The sequence below is a fragment of the Oceaniovalibus sp. ACAM 378 genome, assembly GCF_008085915.1.
GTDB lineage: Bacteria > Pseudomonadota > Alphaproteobacteria > Rhodobacterales > Rhodobacteraceae > Oceaniglobus.
Genome location: NZ_VSJK01000003.1, coordinates 226180 through 243312 on the forward strand (window position 1 = coordinate 226180; position 17133 = coordinate 243312).

A 17133-nucleotide genomic window follows, 5' to 3' on the forward strand; every position below is an offset into this window, starting at 1 on the left:
TCGTCGGCGGTGGCCTTGTGGGCAGCGCTCTGGCGCTTACGCTGTCGCGCAAAATGGAAGGACGTTCAAAATGCTTGATCCGACAGGCCGGGTGATCATGGTTTCTGGCGCCAACCGTGGCATTGGACGCGCAGTGACGCGGCTTTTGCACAAGAAGGGATATTCAATCAGCGCCGCTGCGCGGGACGCCGAGGCGCTGGCAAGCGATCTGGGTGATCTGGCCGGTGACCGGCTGTTGTGCGCCCGCTATGATGCGGCAGACCGGGCCAGCCACTCTGCCTGGGTCGAGGCGACCGCCGAACGCTTTGGGCGGATTGACGGCTTGGTCAACAATGCCGGGGCCTCGAACAGCTTTTCCATCGAACACGGGGACGAGGCCGATCTGGATGCGCTTTGGGCGATCAACTTCAAGGGCCCGCTGTTCATGACCCGCGCCTGCCTGCCGCATCTGAAAGCCTCGGGTTCGGGGCGGATCGTCAATCTGTCGTCGTTGTCGGGCAAGCGGATCCGGAATGACAACATCGCCTATGGCGCAACGAAATTCGCGATGATGGCGCTGAATCAGGCGACGCGTCGGGCGGGTTGGGATCATGGCGTGCGCGCCACCGTCGTCTGCCCCGGCTTCGTCGAAACCGACCTGACCTCGGAGGTCACCAAAGTGTCCCGCGATGAAATGATCGCGCCCGGTGATCTGGCCGAACTGATCTGTACCGTGATTGCTTTGCCCAACACTGCGGCAATCGCGGAACTGCTGGTCAATTGTCGGCTGGAAGACACGCTTTGAAGCGCAGGGTCCGATTGAACGACAATGCAGTTTGAAATCGATTCATTCTCGCCAAACACGGCTGGCAGAATCGCACCGAAGGGGCCTGAAACACACTGAACTCAGGCACGTCCGTGGATAACGCAGGAATCCGCAGCACAACGCGGCGGCGCAATCAAGGATGCCCGCGCGATCGCGATTCAGTCTGGAGCAAAACTCAGCACATCGAACGGCGGGCTGCCGCCGCATGCCGCCCCGATGCCGCTACGCGGTCCATCGCACCCGAAGGCGGTAGAGGGAGTGTAATAAGTGGGTATGGTGGAGCCTAGCGGGATCGAACCGCTGACCTCCTGCATGCCATGCAGGCGCTCTCCCAGCTGAGCTAAGGCCCCGTGCGCATCCGCTTGTAGGCGGCTACTTGCGCGTCTCTAGGGGATGGCGCGGGGCAGTTCAAGCGAAAAATCGCACCCCGCGTCCACCCCGGTTCTGGTTACTCTTCGTCCTTCGCCACATCGGCGATTTCGTCGAGCGAAACAGTGTCGTCATCGTCGTCGTCTTCAAGAACATCATCGCCCAGATCGACATCGGTATCGTCGTCATCATCCAGGACGACTTCTTCGTCGTCGTTTTCTTTGTCCTTGGCGCTGTTTTTGTCGGCCTTGTCGGCCAGCATGGTGCGCGAACCCTTGCCCGTGTCAATCGCGACGACTTCGCCCGTATAGGGGCTGACGACGGGCGACTTGTTCAGGTCGTAGAACCGTTTTCCTGTGGTCGGGCACACCCGTTTGGTGCCCCATTCTTCGTTGGGCATGGTCACCCTTTCTGGCTGGCGTCTATTGTCAAATCCGCGTTCCCATGACACAGCCGCCGCGTGGTGTCAAAGACTGCATTGACAGCAATAGAATCGCGGTTTTGCTATGGTCGGTTGTGGCCCTGCGGCGCTAGTGTATCCTGAGGCATAAACAGCGGCCGAAGCCGTGCGGCGCGTCAGAAAGGTTCTGTATGGGTCAAGCGATTCTGCCGGGCAACCCCCCAATCGATATTGTTTTGCGCCGGTCCCCGATTGCGCGGCGTATTTCGCTGCGGGTGTCGGGGCTTGACGGGCGGGTCACGCTGACTCTGCCCCGTCGGGGAACCGAAGCCGAGGCGATGGGCTTCGCCCGGGAAAAGGAAGACTGGATCCGAAGCCAGCTTGCCCGCCACCCCGAGGTCGCGGCGGTTGAATTCGGCGCGCTGCTGCCGATCGAGGGGCGACTGCACCGGATCGAACAGGGCAGGGGGCGGGCACCGCAGGTTGCCGATGGTGTCCTGTTTCTGCCCACAACCGAGGCGCCGGGGGCCAAGACCGAGGCGTTTTTGAAACAATTGGCCCGAACCCGGCTGGCTGCGTCATCGGATCGTCACGCCGCGGTTCTGGGGCGCAGCTATGGTCGGTTGACCCTGCGCGATACCCGGTCGCGCTGGGGATCGTGTTCGTCGGTCGGCGATCTGATGTATTCTTGGCGGCTGATTCTGGCCCCACCCGAGGTGCTTGATTATGTCGCGGCCCATGAGGTCGCGCATCTGGCGCGAATGGATCATTCACCGGCGTTCTGGGCCGAAGTGGCGCGGCTGTTGCCCGGTTACGCCGCGCCACGCGCCTGGCTGCGCCGTGAAGGCGCCAGTCTGCACCGCTGGACGTTCCGCGGATGATTCGCCCCTCGGATGGCACCCAGGCGGCGCACGAACGGGTCTATCGCGCTTTGCGCGGCCAGATCATGCATGGTGAGATTGCCCCGGGCGCCGCGCTGACCCTGCGCGGTATCGGCAAGCAATTCGACGTTTCGATGACACCGGCCCGCGAGGCGGTGCGCCGTCTGGTGGCCGAGGGCGCGCTGTCGCTGTCGTCATCCGGGCGGGTTTCCACACCTGAACTCAGCAACGAGCGGATCGAGGAACTGGGTGCGCTGCGGGCGCTGATCGAGGTCGAACTCGCCAGTCGCGCCCTGCCGCGCGCGCATATCGCGCTGATCGACCGATTGGCGGCGATCAATGGCGGCATGGCTGATGTGATCGCGCGGCACGACGCGGTCGGGTATCTTCGGACGAATCTGGAATTTCACCGCACGCTTTATCTGCGCGCTCAGGCCCCGGCGATGCTGGCGATGTGCGAGACCGTCTGGTTGCAACTTGGACCGACCATGCGGCGCCTGTATGGCCGCCTGCGCCGGACTGAAGAGCCTTCGGGCCACCGGATCATCCTCGCGGCGTTGCGGGCGGGGGATGAGCCGGGATTGCGGCTGGCGGTACGCACCGATGTCACGCAGGGGTTGCGCCTGCTGCTGGCTTAGGCTGGCTGCCCCCCCACGCGTATCTGAGGGGGGGCAGGTGGGTCAGCTGTGGATTGCCCCGTCGCCGCAGGCAAGGGCCGCCTCGCGCACTGCTTCGGAATAGGTGGGGTGGGCGTGGCAGGTCATGGCGATGTCCTGTGCGGCCGCGCCGAACTCCATCCCGACGCAGATTTCATGGATCAGATCACCGGCCATCGGACCGATGATATGTGCGCCAAGGATGCGGTCGGTGTCCTTGTCAGCCAGCAGTTTGACAAAGCCGTCGCCGGCAAAATTTGCCTTGGCGCGGCCATTGCCCATAAAGCTGAACTTGCCGACCTTATAGGATTTACCGGCCTCTTTCAGCTGCTCTTCGGTCTGGCCGACCGTCGCGACCTCGGGATGGGTATAGATCACGCCGGGGATCACGCCATAGTTCACATGGCCCTGTTTTCCGGCAATAACTTCAGCCACTGCCATGCCTTCGTCTTCGGCCTTATGGGCCAGCATCGGGCCGGTGATCGCGTCGCCAATGGCATAGATGCCCTTGACGTTGGTCGCCCAGTTCGCGTCCGTTTCGATCATGCCGCGCTTGCTGGTCGCAACGTTCAGCGCGTCAAGCCCAAGGCCATCGGTAAACGGTTTACGCCCGGTGGCCAGCAGAACGGTATCGCTTTCAAGCGTGTGTTCACTGTCATCCTTGCGCAGTTTATATGTGGTTGTCGCCTTGGATTTCGCGGTGGAAACCCCCTGAACCGCAGCACCCATGATGAACTTGATGCCCTGTTTTTCCAGCAGTCGCTTGAAGACCTTTTGCACTTCGGCGTCCATGCCGGGAGTGATGGTGTCAAGGTATTCGATTACCGTAACTTCGGCGCCCAAACGTTTGTAAACGCTGCCCATTTCAAGGCCAATCACGCCTGCGCCGATGACGGTCAGGGATTTCGGGATTTTCTTCAGCGCCAGCGCGCCGGTCGAACTGACAACGATGTTTTCGTCAATCTCGACACCGGGCAGGGTGGCGACTTCGGAGCCAGAGGCGATGACGATATTCTTCGTCTCATGCACGTCGTCGCCGACCTTAACCTTGCCTGCCTCGGGGATTGAGGCCCAGCCTTTGATCCAGTCGATCTTGTTCTTCTTGAACAGAAATTCGATGCCCTTGGTGTTCTGGGCGATAGTTTCGTCCTTGTATTTCAGCATCTGCGTCCAGTCGACCGAAGGCGATTTGCCCTTGAGGCCCATTGCAGCGAAATTATGCTCGGCTTCGTGCAGCATATGGGTGGCGTGCAGCAGTGCCTTGGACGGGATGCAGCCAACGTTCAGGCAGGTGCCCCCAAGCGTTTCGCGGCCTTCCACAACGGCGGTTTTCAGGCCCAGTTGGGCGCAACGGATGGCGCAGACATAGCCGCCGGGGCCGGAGCCGATTACGATGACGTCATAGCTCATAGGTTTCTCCTTGGGCCGTGTTTTGTTCGATTTGTACAATTCTGAGGGTAGAAAGTACGACTTCATGGATTGGATTGTTGGATTCAGACAAGTGCAGCGATCAGCATAACGACGGTTGCGAGCAGCCCGACGCTCCAGATAACGCTGCGCCATGGGGCAAGGCCCCAGACATAGGCCGGAATGTAGAGAACGCGAGCGATCAGATAGAGTGTGGCGCAGCTCTGGGTTAGGGTGCTGGATTGATCGCCGGTGGTCACGACGACAACGGCGATGGTGAACAGGATCAGCCCTTCGAAATGGTTGTTCATCGCCCGCTGAAGCCGCCCGGCGGTGCCGGTCAACTCCACCATGCGATCCCGCGGCCCCATCGCCGCCTTCGACCCCACCTGCCGCTGTGCGGCGACAGAATAGAGGGCGAATTGCACGACCTGTAGCAGGGCGGCGAGGGTGAGGATGGTGAGTTCGTGGGTCATCCTCAAGAGTTCCCAGCATAGTATTTGGCTGCAAACTCAATACCAAGCCCTACGACCTCAGATACGGCCTGACGGCCTGCACTTCTTCCGCCAGCCTTAAGTGTCTCACCTAGTTTTGAACCAATTGTTTGCTTGTCTCCCGGATGCACTCTACCCAAAATCTCAAAGCCTTTTGCAGTGAGCGCCGGTCTCGTGACGTCCATCGGCTCACCACTAGAATAACGCTGGTGATTTCCCACACGAACCAGTCCCTCATCGATGAGCCAGAGGAAACAAGCATCATAGTAATGACTTAGTTCGCGGTCCAATTTGGTGTCCGCGAACTGGAACCCGTCTGACTGAAACCCTCTTTCCCACAGGGCCGACAAAATTGCTGCGATGACAAGCTCGCTGTTGGCTCGATGGTTTTCAACATCCTTCGTCATTACAAATCCATCAGCAACCGCCGCGGATCTTCCAGCGCCTCTTTCACCCGGACAAGGAAGGTCACCGCGCCTTTGCCGTCGACGATCCGGTGGTCATAGCTCAGCGCCAGATACATCATCGGGCGAATTTTGACCTTGCCGTTGATCGCCATCGGGCGGTCCTGGATTTTGTGCATCCCAAGGATCCCCGACTGCGGCGGGTTCAGGATCGGCGAAGACATCAGCGAGCCATAGACGCCGCCGTTCGAAATGGTGAAGGTGCCGCCCTGCATCTCGGCCATCGTCAGCTTGCCGTCGCGCGCCTTGGCACCCATTTCGGCGATGCTTTTCTCGATCGTGGCAAAGGACATGGCGTCGGCGTCCCGGATCACCGGCACGACAAGGCCAGAGGGGGTGCCCGCCGCAATGCCCATGTGGACGAACTTTTTATAGACCACATCGGTGCCGTCGATCTCGGCGTTGACCTCGGGCACTTCTTGCAGGGCATGCACGCAGGCCTTGGTGAAGAACGACATGAAGCCCAGTTTTACGCCGTGTTTCTTCAGGAACAGGTCCTTGTATTCGTTGCGCAATTCCATGACCTCGGTCATGTCCACCTCGTTATAGGTGGTCAGCATGGCGGCGGTGTTCTGGCTTTCCTTCAGGCGCTTGGCGATGGTCTGCCTGAGCCTTGTCATCTTCACCCGTTCCTCGCGCGCCTCATCTCCCGAAGCCACGGGGGCGCGGGGTGCAGCCGTCGCGCTTGGCGTGGTGGTTGCGGTCGGCGCGGCGGCGACTGTGGAAAGCGCCTTGATCACATCTTCCTTCATCACGCGGCCGTCCTTGCCCGTGGCAGTGACCGAATCGCGGCTCACACCCTTTTCCGCCATCATCTTTTTGGCCGAGGGCGCGTCTTCCACATCACCCGGTGCAGTGCTCTTGCCCTGGTCACTGGTCTGTTGCGTATCATCCGGGTTTTCGGTGGTGCCTTCGGCGACCGAAGCGGGTTTGCCCTGACCGCCGCTGGTCATTTCTGCGAGCTTGCCGCCTGCCTGCACGGTTTCGCCTTCGGCTGCGGTGATCTTACCCAGAACTCCGGCTGCGGGGGCGGGGACTTCGACGCTGACCTTGTCGGTTTCCAGTTCGCACAGCATTTCATCGGCGGCGACAGTGTCGCCTTCCTTTTTGAACCAGGTCGAAACCGTCGCCTCGGTCACTGATTCGCCCAAGGTAGGCACCATGATGTCGACGGTCTGGAGGTCTTCGGCGGGCGCTTCTTTTGGCGCGTCGGCCTTGGGTGCGGGATCGGCCTTCGGCGCTGGGTCGGCCTTCGGCTTCACCTCTTCGGGGCCGGCGTTGCCTGCCTCGGCTATTGTGGCGAGCAGGGCATCAACCCCGACGGTTTCACCCTCGGCTGCGATCACTTCGGCCAGTTTTCCGGCCACGGGCGAGGGCACTTCGACCGTCACCTTGTCGGTTTCCAACTCGCACAGCATTTCATCGACAGCCACTGTGTCGCCGGGTTTCTTGAACCAGGTTGCGATAGTGGCTTCGGTGACGGATTCGCCCAGGGTGGGTACGCGGACTTCGGTTACCATGATATTTATCCTTCCAGACCCAGCGCGGCGTTCACCAGCGTGGTTTGTTGTGCTTTGTGTTGGCTTGCCAGACCGGTCGCGGGCGAGGCGGAGGCCGGGCGGCCAACGTAAACGGGGCGGGCACGGGTTGCGCCGATACGGCCCAATACCCATTCGATATTGGGTTCGATAAACGACCAGGCACCCTGATTCTTGGGTTCTTCCTGACACCAGATGATTTCGGCGTCCTTGAACCGCTCAAGCTCTTTGACGACGGATTTCGCGGGGAAGGGATAGAACTGTTCCATCCGCAAAAGATAGGTATCTTCAAGCCCAGCCTCGTCGCGCTTTTCCAGAAGATCATAGTAGACCTTGCCAGAGCACATGACGACACGCTTGATTTCGGCGTCGGGTTTCAGGATCAGGTCCGAGTTGCCGTATTGCGCATCATCCCACAGCACCCGGTGAAAGCTGCTGCCGGTCTGAAACTCTTCGGCGCGGCTGACGGCCATCTTGTGGCGCAACAGCGATTTCGGAGTCATCAGCATCAGCGGCTTGCGATAGCTGCGGTGAAGCTGCCGACGCAGGATGTGGAAATAGTTCGCCGGTGTGGTGCAGTTGGCAACGATCCAGTTGTCCTGCCCGCACATCTGCAAGAACCGTTCCAGACGCGCGCTTGAGTGTTCCGGCCCCTGACCTTCGTATCCGTGGGGCATCAGACAAACCAGACCCGACATGCGCAACCATTTGGATTCGCCTGACGAAATGAACTGGTCGAACATGATCTGCGCACCATTGGCGAAATCGCCGAACTGTGCTTCCCACAGGGTCAGGGCGTTGGGTTCGGCAAGCGAATAGCCGTATTCAAAGCCCAGAACCGCGTATTCCGACAGTGCAGAGTCGATGACTTCGAAATTCGCCTGACCCTCGCGGATGTGGTTCAGCGGGTAATACCGGTCCTCGGTCTGTTGGTGCACGATGGCCGAATGACGCTGTGAAAAGGTGCCGCGGGTGGAATCCTGCCCTGACAGGCGCACCTTATAACCCTCGGTCATCAGGGAGCCCAAGGCGAGGGCCTCGCCCGTCGCCCAGTCAAAGCCGACGCCCGTGCCAAACATCTGTTTCTTGGCGTCCAGCAGGCGATCCACCGTCTTGTGCGTCTCGAATCCGTCAGGCACCGAGACCAGCGCGCGGCCGATGTCATCGAATGTCTTCTTGTCGATCGCCGTCTTGCCGCGCTGGTATTTCTTGCCCTGTTTGTCCAGATGCGACCAACGGCCATCCAGCCAGTCCGCCTTGTTCGGGCGGTATTCTTTTCCAGCCTCGAATTCTTCGTTCAGATGCGCCTGAAACTGCGCCTTGGCATCCTCGATCTCGCCCTCGGGGATCAGACCATCCGCGATCAGCCGATCAGTATAAAGGGTCAGCGTGGTCTTTTGTTTCTTGATCTTCTGATACATCTGGGGGTTGGTGAACATCGGTTCATCCCCCTCGTTATGGCCAAAGCGGCGATAGCAGAAGATGTCGAGCACGACATCCTTGTGGAACTTCTGACGAAATTCGGTTGCGACTTTGGCGGCATGCACCACCGCCTCGGGATCGTCGCCGTTGACGTGAAAGATCGGTGCCTCGACCACCAGCGCGTTGTCGGTGGGATAGGGCGACGAGCGGCTGAAGTGCGGTGCCGTAGTGAAACCGATCTGGTTGTTCACGACGATATGCATGGTGCCGCCGGTGCGGTGCCCGCGCAGCCCCGACAGGGCGAAACATTCCGCCACAACGCCCTGACCGGCAAAGGCCGCATCGCCGTGCAGCAGGATCGGCAGAACCTTGGTGCGGTCCGGATCGCCAAGCTGATCCTGTTTCGCGCGTGCCTTGCCCAGAACGACGGGGTTTACCGCCTCAAGGTGGCTGGGGTTCGCAGTCAGCGACAGGTGAACCGAATTGCCATCGAATTCGCGATCAGACGAGGCGCCAAGGTGATATTTCACGTCACCCGAACCGTCGACGTCTTCGGGCTTGAAGCTGCCGCCCTGAAATTCGTTGAAGATCGCCCGGTACGGTTTCTGCATCACGTTGGCCAGCACCGAGAGACGGCCACGGTGGGGCATGCCGATGATGATGTCGCACACGCCCAGACTGCCGCCACGCTTGATGATCTGTTCCATCGCGGGGATCAGGGATTCGCCGCCGTCCAGACCGAACCGTTTGGTGCCCATATATTTGACATGCAGGAACTTTTCGAAACCTTCGGCCTCGACCAGCTTGTTCAGGATGGCCTTGCGGCCCTCCTTCGTGAACTCGATTTCCTTGCCGTAACCCTCAATCCGCTCCTTCAGCCAGGCAGACTGTTCCGGATCGGAAATATGCATGTATTGCAGCGCGAAAGTGCCGCAATAGGTACGCCGCACGATGTCGATGATCTCCCGCATCGTGGCAATTTCAAGCCCCAGCACCTTGTCGATGAAGATCGGCCGATCCAGATCGGATTCAGTGAAACCATAGGATGCGGGCTCAAGCTCGGGGTGGGGCGTTTCTTCGCGGAAGTTCAACGGATCGAGATCGGCGGCCAGATGCCCGCGGATGCGATAGGCGCGGATGATCATCAGGGCGCGGATGCTGTCGAGAACGGCGCGCTTGATCTGGTCGTCGGACAGTTTCACGCCCTGCTCTTCGGCCTTGGCCACGATTTTCTGACCGGCGGCACGGGTTTCGGCCACGGGCGCCACCGGCCACTGGCCATCCAGCGCCGCTGTCAGGTCGTCGTTGGGCTGCGGCGGCCAATCGGTGCGCGCCCATGATGGGCCTGCCGCCTCGGCTTTGGCGTCGGCGGCGTCATCGCCGAGCGCCTTGAAGAACGCGCGCCAGCTTTCATCCACAGCATTGGGATCGTCGGCATAGCGGGCATAAAGCTGCTCAAGATATTCCGCATTGTGCCCCTGCATAAAGCTGGAGGCGTGGAACACGTCATTGGAGGGTTGGTCGGTCATGGGTTCACCTCGTATGGGTTTGCACCGTAGGAATTCGTTCCCGGCTCGCTCGGCCGGGTCAGCCACCACAGCACCAGCAGCGGTGATATGGCGAAAATGATAAAAGCGGGGACAAGAACGATCATGGCAATCGGCCCCGAAGTGCCGCCGTGCATCGGGCCAAGTCCGCCGAAAAACGACATGGCACCCATGATGCCAACGATCACGATCAGCGGATAAAGCAGATGAAAACCCGAGCGCCCGCTGTCATGCATCCGCCGCCATCCCGCCGAGAGGGCAGGCAAAATCGTCGCCAGTCCGAACAGAGAAGCCAGCGGACCGTTGGACTGCATCGTCATTTGACCGGGGCCGGTTTCCATCATTTCCGTGCCGAACAGCGCCATGTCGAAAAAGCCGAGCGCCACTGTGCCAAGGACAAGGAACAGCACGAAAAACCAGTATTCGCTGCGCGACGCCCGTCCGGAAAAAGTTACGTATTTCCGCAGGCAGGTGCGAATGGCAGTGACGAAGGTCATGGCAAGGTCGCGAAATGGTGGGGCGTTGAAACAGTCCGGGTCATTGCGCATCCCGTATGGTGTTTCGCTCGCCCCCGGTTTTGCGCATCCGTCCGCCGCCCTTATTCGCGAGATTTCGTAACCGGGCCGGATGGCCCTTGGCGGTCAGGATCTGACCGGACCGCAGTTTGGCGATCAGGTCCGTCGCCAGCGTGCGTGCCGTCGCCTCATCCGGAAGGTCTGTGTTCGCCAATGAAGAAGCCTGTCCGTCGCCCCGAGGCGTGAACAGAAAATCCCGATCCGGAAAGAACGCCAAACGCAGTTTTTCGTTGGCGTCTGACGTTGCCGCACAAATCCTGTCGCGTTGGTCTTGATTGAGTGTCAGTCGCGGATCGCTCTGGCCGCTTATTCGGACGTGACGCAGAATCGCACGCCGCGCCATCTGGTTCGCCCCATCGCGGGACAGTTCCTCGTTCACCGCGCGCGCGATAACAGCGGCCTTCGCGGAAAACGCCTCATTCTGTCGGGGAACCTGCACCATCTTCGTCGGAGGGACATTTAGAAGCGTCAGGAAGTCGGTGACAAGATCGCCACCGGTCAGAGCGTCGGGTTCCAGCAGACGAAGCGTGATCCGATCAGCGCCCACAGCCTTTACCCAGCGATCAACCGGAGCGGCGAAATCATCGGTAAGCTGTTCATCCAGATACTGGTCGAATTGCAGTGTCCCCCCCGACCGAAGATGCTGGGAATAGCGGCTGAGAAGAAAATCTTCGCGACATCGCAAATAGGCGACATAGTGCACCTCATCAAAACGCGCGTGCAGGAAGCGATCCAGTGCTTCGATCGCTCCGTCCCGTTCAAGGTGGTAAAGGTGTTCGCTGGATGCGACATACAAGCGCAAATCATCGCGTTTTGCCGTTTCATCAAGATGATTTGCGTATTGTTCCACAACGCCGGCGATCTCGTCGGGATTGTGGCGTCCGAAGCGTGAGCGATAAGTACGGGCGCCCAGATCGGCACCTGACAAAAGCAACGCGGCATACCAGATTTCGCGATTGGGGGTCTGACCCTGCCGCATGCGCGAATAGACGACGCCGTTTTCAAGCAATGTGTCCCGGTTCGCCCAGAGGCACTCCTGAATCGTTGTCGATCCGGCTTTTGGCATACCGATATGAATGATCGCCTTCATAGCACTCTCTCCAGAGGAACTCGCGGTCAGGCGTCAGCCGGGGGCCTGGACCGGGCCCCCGGACGACAGATTTCAGCCAATCGCCTTCAAAACCGCCTCGCCCAGTCCCGCAGGGCTGTCGGCCACCACGATTCCAGCGGCTTTCATCGCTTCGATCTTGTCCTCGGCACCGCCTTTGCCACCCGCGACGATGGCACCGGCGTGGCCCATGCGGCGGCCCGGAGGGGCTGTGCGTCCGGCAATGAACCCGGCTGTGGGCTTCCAGCGGCCCTTTTTGCGCTCGTCCGCCAGGAACTGCGCCGCTTCTTCTTCGGCCGAGCCGCCGATTTCACCGATCATGATGATGCTTTGGGTTTCCGGATCGGCCAGAAACATTTCAAGCACGTCGATATGTTCGGTGCCCTTGATCGGATCGCCGCCAATGCCGACTGCGGTGGACTGGCCCAGGCCGCTGTCGCTGGTCTGTTTCACCGCCTCATAGGTCAGCGTGCCCGAGCGGGACACAACGCCGACGCTGCCGCGTTTGTGGATGTGGCCGGGCATGATGCCGATCTTGCAGGCACCGGGCGTAATCACTCCGGGGCAATTTGGCCCGATCAGGCGCGACGACGTGCCTGCGAGCGCCCGCTTGACGCGCATCATGTCCAGCACCGGGATGCCTTCGGTGATGCAGATGATCAAAGGGATTTCGGCGTCGATGGCTTCCAGAATGGAATCGGCGGCAAAGGGCGGTGGGACATAGATGACCGATGCGTTCGCGCCGGTCTTTGCCACCGCTTCGTGGCACGAGTTGAACACGGGCAGGTCAAGGTGCACCTGTCCGCCCTTGCCGGGGGTCACGCCGCCAACCATTTTTGTGCCATATGCGATGGCCTGTTCAGAATGGAACGTGCCCTGACTGCCGGTGAAGCCCTGACAGATGACTTTGGTGTTTTCGTCTACGAGAATGGCCATTTCGGCTCCTTGATGGACTGTTGGGTCAATGAACGAGGGAAGACAGGGGCGGTCTGGTGGCCCTCAGAACCCCGCTCGTTTGCGGTCTGAAGGGTCCACCGGACATTTATTCGGCTTGCGCCAATCCGCTGCTTATCCCTTCACCGCCTTCACGATCTTTTCGGCCCCGTCGCGCAGGTCGTCTGCTGCAATCACGTCGAGACCCGACTCGTTGATGATCCGCTTGCCTTCTTCGACGTTGGTGCCCTCAAGACGCACAACCAGCGGCACTTTCAGACCGACCTCTTTCACCGCCGACACCACGCCTTCGGCGATCACATCGCAGCGCATGATGCCGCCAAAGATGTTGACAAGGATGCCTTTGACCTGCGGATCACTGGTGATGATCTTGAAGGCTTCGGTCACCTTTTCCTTGGTCGCGCCGCCGCCCACGTCAAGAAAGTTGGCAGGTTCCGCACCGTACAGTTTGATGATGTCCATGGTCGCCATGGCCAGACCTGCACCGTTGACCATGCAGCCGATTTCACCGTCCAGCGCGATATAGTTCAGGTCGTACTTGGAGGCGGCGAGTTCTTTCGGGTCTTCCTCGGATTCGTCGCGCAGGGCGGCGATGTCGGGGTGGCGATACATTGCGTTGCCGTCGAAGGACACCTTGGCATCCAGCACCTTCAGGTCGCCCTTGTCGGTGACGATCAGCGGGTTGATCTCAAGCATCTCCATGTCTTTTTCGGTGAAGGCTTTATAAAGAATGCCCATCAGCGACACGCATTGCTTTACCTGCTGACCCTTCAGGCCCAGCGAAAACGCGATGCGCCGCCCGTGAAACGCCTGATATCCAGTGGCCGGATCGACCGAGAACGACACGATCTTATCCGGCGTGTTTGCGGCCACTTCTTCAATATCCATGCCGCCCTCGGTGGAGCAGACAAAGGAAATACGGCTGGTCTGGCGATCCACCAGCAGAGCGAGATAGAGCTCGGTCTCGATGCCCGATCCGTCTTCGATATAGATGCGGTTGACCTGCTTGCCCGCCGGACCGGTCTGGTGGGTGACAAGGGTCCGGCCCAGCATGCGCTTGGCCTCTTCGGCGGCTTCGGCGACGGATTTCGTCAACCGCACTCCGCCTTTTTCACCTGCATCAGCCTCTTTGAAATGGCCTTTGCCGCGTCCACCGGCGTGGATTTGTGCCTTGACGACCCAGAGGGGCCCATCAAGTTCGCTTGCTGCCGTCTTGGCATCCTCGGCCTTCAAAACGGCACGTCCGTCGCTGACCGGGGCGCCATACGACCTGAGGAGCGCTTTCGCCTGATATTCGTGAATGTTCAAAGAACTTGCCTCCAATGGCTGCTGTTGACCCCTGTTTCGCACATGATAACGATGACTGGAACCGGGTTTGAGAGATTTGCAGATAATAACCGGCATTTGTGATCACAGCGATGAGGGGTGTGATCACAAAATCGCAACCCGCCGGGATGCGGGCTGTTCCCGTGTGATTCGCGCTACAGAAAAGGGTCGGACAGGATGCGTTGGGGGGTCGTTTCAACGGTTTGTGAACCTGCGCCATTGGTGATGGCCTTTGTCGCACATTACCTTGAACTTGGCGCGTCGCGGATCGATCTGTTTCTCGATGCGCCCGATCCGGCGCTGGCCGCGCTTTTGGCACCGTTGGAGCGGGTCCATGTGATACAGCAGACGGCGCGTAACTGGCGACAGGCCGGCCATGCCCTGCCACCCAGCCCGCCACAACGCCAGCGGATCAATGCGCGGCGGGTTTACGAGGCGGGCAGGGTCGACTGGCTGCTGCATGTGGATGCCGACGAATTTCTGACCGATGCCGCGCAGGTCCTGCGTAATGTGGCAGCGATGCCGGACGAGGTGGATTATGTTGGTCTGTGGCCGCTGGAACGTGTGCGCGATCGCAACAGGCCCGAGTCGACGCTGTTTGAAGGCGCATTCCGTCGGCTGGTAACCGCCGAGCGTCAGGCCCAGATCGCGCCGGTTTACGGCGATGCGCTGCGGTTTCTTGATTGGGGGCTGAGTTCGAACGGGCGAATCAAGGCGTTCGTGCGCTGCGGACGGGCGCTGGACATCGATCTGCACGAACCGGCGCGGCGTGACGGTGGCGCGGCGGTCGGACGGTTGATCGAGGCGCCGGTGCTGCTGCATTTCGACGGAATGACCGAGGCGAATTATACCGGAAAACTGGTGCGCAAGATCGCGCAGAACGCCGGGTGGCGGGCGTTTCCGGCCCCCGGGCGGCGCGCGCAACTGGCCGAGGTGGCGGCAGCGCGGGGCGATCCGGCGCGAATCTCGGCACTGTACCGGTCGGTCAAGACTGTTGATCCGGAACAGGCGGTGGCGCTGGAGGTAAAGGAGCTTTTGATGCGCGTGCCATTCGATCCGCGTGCCGCCGTGGCAAAGACGTTTCCCGGGATCACCGTAGATTTCGGATGCGCGGGTTTTGACGCGACGCCGATGCCACAGATGCATCTGAATGCGGCCACAAGGATAGCCAACGATCTGCGCGGGCGGCTGTTTCAGTTGCGTCGCCATTTGGGCCGCCGATTGGGCGGTTGAAGGACGGCACCGGTTGCACGGGTGCCGTCCTTCGGTATTTTACGTCAGCGAGGAATCAATGCCCTTGCAGGCTTCGACGAGTCCTTTGACCGCCTCGATTGATTTGTCGAACATCGCCTGTTCATCTTTGTTCATCTTGATGTCGATCACCCGTTCGATACCGCCCGCGCCGATCACGGTCGGAACGCCGACATACATGCCCTTGAGACCCAGCGCGCCATCGACCCAGGCAGCACAGGGCAGGACGCGTTTCTGATCCTTCAGGAACGCTTCGGCCATTTCGATCGCGCTGGTGGCAGGGGCATAGAACGCGCTGCCGGTTTTCAGCAGGCCGACGATTTCGGCACCGCCGTCGCGTGTACGCTGGACGATAGCGTCCATTTTTTCCTGCGTCGTCCAGCCCATCGAAACCAGATCGGGCAGGGGGATGCCGCCGACGGTGGAGTAGCGCACCAGCGGAACCATCGTATCGCCGTGGCCGCCAAGGACAAAGGCCGACACGTCTTTCATCGAGACGCCGAACTCAAGCGACAGAAAATGCCGGAATCGGGCGGAATCGAGAACACCGGCCATGCCGCAGACCATGTTGTGCGGCAGGCCAGAAAACTCGCGCAGGGCCCAGACCATCGCATCCAGCGGATTGGTGATGCAGATGACGAATGCGTTCGGGGCGTGTTTGGCGATGCCTTCGCCGACCGACTTCATGACTTTCAGGTTGATGCCCAACAGGTCGTCGCGGCTCATGCCCGGTTTGCGCGGCACACCTGCGGTGACGATGCAAACGTCGGCGCCCGCGATATCGGCATAATCATTGGCGCCGGTGACCGCCGCGTCGAACTTCTCGGACGGACCGGACGATGCGATGTCCAGAGCCTTGCCCTGGGGGATGCCCTCGGCAATGTCGAACAGGACGATGTCGCCCAGTTCCTTGATGGCGGCGAGATGGGCGAGCGTTCCGCCGATCTGACCGGCGCCGATAAGGGCGATTTTAGGTCTGGCCATGGATATAGTCTCCGATCTGGTGTGGCTTTGCCCGGTTGGGTAGCGATTTGATGCGAGCCGTGCAAGCCTGCCGCGATGCGGCATCCGCCAGGCAGGGTGCGGGATTGGTGCTGGCATGCCATTTCTCGCGGAGATAGGGCTTTTGCGCGGGCGAATTTCGCGCCGATCAAAACAAGAACGAGGGATTGCGGATGGAACTGAGCGTCACATTTTTCGCGCTCGCGATCCCGGCGGTGCTGTTCGCGGGAATCAGCAAAGGCGGATTCGGATCGGGCGCGGCCTTTGCGGCGGCACCATTTCTGGCGCTGATTCTGGAACCCGCACAGGCGATTGGACTGATGTTGCCGCTGCTTATCGTGATGGACATGACGGCCCTGCGCCCATTCTGGCGGCGCTGGGACTGGCAGGTGGCCCGGGTGATGATGTTCGGCGCATTGCCCGGTGTGGTGTTGGGGGCGGCGCTGTACTCTGTCGCCAACGCCGATGCCATGCGCCTGTTGATCGGTTTGGTGGCCTTGGGATTTGTCGCCTATCAACTGGCCCGTGCGCGCGGATATCTCAGGTTCGAACGGGCGAACCCCGGACCCGGCGCGGGATATTTCTGGGGCGGTGTGTCGGGAATCACCAGTTTTATCAGCCATGCGGGCGGGCCACCCGCTGCCGTCTATCTGCTGAGTCGGGGTATGGACAAGACGACGTATCAGGCGACGACAGTGATCCTGTTCACGGCGATCAACCTGTTCAAAGCGGTGTTTTATGCCGGATTGGGAATATTTACCGCCGATGTGCTTTGGGCCGATATTTTCCTGATCCCAATGGCGTTCATCGGCGTTTCCATCGGCGTCTGGTTGCACCACAGGATCTCGGAAAAACTGTTCTTTGCGGTGACTTATGTCCTGTTGACGATCACGGGTTCGAAGCTGATCTTCGATGCCCTGACGTGAGACGGGCT

At 60.3% G+C, this 17133-nt stretch carries 16 protein-coding genes and 1 tRNA gene; 5 read left to right on the forward strand and 12 right to left on the reverse strand.

Annotation, left to right across the window (positions count from 1 at the left end; translation table 11 throughout):
- The first annotated feature begins 70 nt into the window (after window positions 1-70).
- The gene (locus tag FQ320_RS05060) at window positions 71-784 is read left to right on the forward strand and encodes an SDR family NAD(P)-dependent oxidoreductase (protein ID WP_148470511.1); all 714 of its coding nucleotides are present in this window, start codon (window positions 71-73) and stop codon (window positions 782-784) included.
- Window positions 785-1079: 295 nt separating this feature from the next.
- On the opposite strand, the gene FQ320_RS05065 is transcribed toward FQ320_RS05060, so the two are convergent.
- Window positions 1080-1155: transfer RNA gene (locus FQ320_RS05065), tRNA-Ala, on the reverse strand.
- A gap of 98 nt (window positions 1156-1253) precedes the next feature.
- Window positions 1254-1574 carry a TIGR02300 family protein gene (locus FQ320_RS05070; protein WP_148470512.1) on the reverse strand — a complete coding sequence of 107 codons (321 nt, stop codon included), beginning with the start codon at window positions 1572-1574 and terminating at the stop codon, window positions 1254-1256.
- A gap of 191 nt (window positions 1575-1765) precedes the next feature.
- On the opposite strand from FQ320_RS05070, the gene FQ320_RS05075 reads away from it, so the two are divergent.
- Together FQ320_RS05075 and FQ320_RS05080 are read left to right on the forward strand one after the other, a co-directional pair.
- Window positions 1766-2455, forward strand: coding sequence for a M48 family metallopeptidase (locus FQ320_RS05075; protein ID WP_148470513.1), 690 nt, complete (start codon window positions 1766-1768; stop codon window positions 2453-2455).
- Window positions 2452-3093 carry a GntR family transcriptional regulator gene (locus tag FQ320_RS05080; RefSeq protein ID WP_148470514.1) on the forward strand — a complete coding sequence of 214 codons (642 nt, stop codon included), beginning with the start codon at window positions 2452-2454 and terminating at the stop codon, window positions 3091-3093. The genes FQ320_RS05075 and FQ320_RS05080 overlap by 4 nt, the downstream gene beginning before the upstream one ends.
- Window positions 3094-3135: 42 nt before the next feature.
- Here FQ320_RS05080 and lpdA read toward each other — a convergent pair whose 3' ends face one another.
- The 9 genes from lpdA to sucC all read right to left on the reverse strand — a co-directional run bounded on the left by lpdA (window position 3136) and on the right by sucC (window position 13928).
- Complete coding sequence (gene lpdA, locus FQ320_RS05085; protein ID WP_148470515.1) at window positions 3136-4521, reverse strand: dihydrolipoyl dehydrogenase; 1386 nt, start codon at window positions 4519-4521, stop codon at window positions 3136-3138.
- Between the two features lie 83 nt (window positions 4522-4604).
- Window positions 4605-4994, reverse strand: coding sequence for an MAPEG family protein (locus tag FQ320_RS05090; protein WP_148470516.1), 390 nt, complete (start codon window positions 4992-4994; stop codon window positions 4605-4607).
- A 2-nt stretch (window positions 4995-4996) separates the two neighbouring features.
- Window positions 4997-5419, reverse strand: coding sequence for a hypothetical protein (locus tag FQ320_RS05095; protein ID WP_148470517.1), 423 nt, complete (start codon window positions 5417-5419; stop codon window positions 4997-4999).
- Window positions 5419-6996 carry a 2-oxoglutarate dehydrogenase complex dihydrolipoyllysine-residue succinyltransferase gene (gene odhB, locus FQ320_RS05100; protein ID WP_148470518.1) on the reverse strand — a complete coding sequence of 526 codons (1578 nt, stop codon included), beginning with the start codon at window positions 6994-6996 and terminating at the stop codon, window positions 5419-5421. The genes FQ320_RS05095 and odhB overlap by 1 nt, the downstream gene beginning before the upstream one ends.
- Window positions 6997-7001: 5 nt before the next feature.
- A complete protein-coding gene (locus tag FQ320_RS05105) occupies window positions 7002-9965 on the reverse strand; it encodes a 2-oxoglutarate dehydrogenase E1 component (protein ID WP_148470519.1) in 2964 nt (987 codons plus the stop codon).
- Window positions 9962-10480 (reverse strand): DUF805 domain-containing protein, encoded by a 519-nt coding sequence (locus tag FQ320_RS05110; protein ID WP_148470520.1) that lies wholly within the window; start codon window positions 10478-10480, stop codon window positions 9962-9964. The genes FQ320_RS05105 and FQ320_RS05110 overlap by 4 nt, the downstream gene beginning before the upstream one ends.
- A gap of 40 nt (window positions 10481-10520) precedes the next feature.
- Window positions 10521-11648, reverse strand: a complete 1128-nt coding sequence (locus tag FQ320_RS05115) for a hypothetical protein (RefSeq protein ID WP_148470521.1) — start codon at window positions 11646-11648, stop codon at window positions 10521-10523.
- Window positions 11649-11720: 72 nt separating this feature from the next.
- On the reverse strand, window positions 11721-12602 hold the full coding sequence (sucD, locus tag FQ320_RS05120) for a succinate--CoA ligase subunit alpha (protein WP_148470522.1): 882 nt from the start codon (window positions 12600-12602) through the stop codon (window positions 11721-11723).
- 132 nt (window positions 12603-12734) lie between these two features.
- Complete coding sequence (gene sucC, locus FQ320_RS05125; protein ID WP_148470523.1) at window positions 12735-13928, reverse strand: ADP-forming succinate--CoA ligase subunit beta; 1194 nt, start codon at window positions 13926-13928, stop codon at window positions 12735-12737.
- A gap of 195 nt (window positions 13929-14123) precedes the next feature.
- Between sucC and FQ320_RS05130 the strand changes: the two genes are divergently transcribed.
- Complete coding sequence (locus FQ320_RS05130; RefSeq protein WP_148470524.1) at window positions 14124-15179, forward strand: glycosyltransferase family 2 protein; 1056 nt, start codon at window positions 14124-14126, stop codon at window positions 15177-15179.
- A 39-nt stretch (window positions 15180-15218) separates the two neighbouring features.
- Here the strand turns inward: FQ320_RS05130 and mdh are convergent, their stop codons facing one another.
- Window positions 15219-16181 (reverse strand): malate dehydrogenase, encoded by a 963-nt coding sequence (gene mdh / locus FQ320_RS05135; RefSeq protein WP_148470525.1) that lies wholly within the window; start codon window positions 16179-16181, stop codon window positions 15219-15221.
- A gap of 191 nt (window positions 16182-16372) precedes the next feature.
- Between mdh and FQ320_RS05140 the strand changes: the two genes are divergently transcribed.
- Window positions 16373-17125: a sulfite exporter TauE/SafE family protein gene (locus tag FQ320_RS05140; protein WP_148470526.1), complete on the forward strand. Its 753-nt coding sequence runs from the start codon at window positions 16373-16375 to the stop codon at window positions 17123-17125.
- The last annotated feature ends 8 nt before the right edge of the window (window positions 17126-17133 follow it).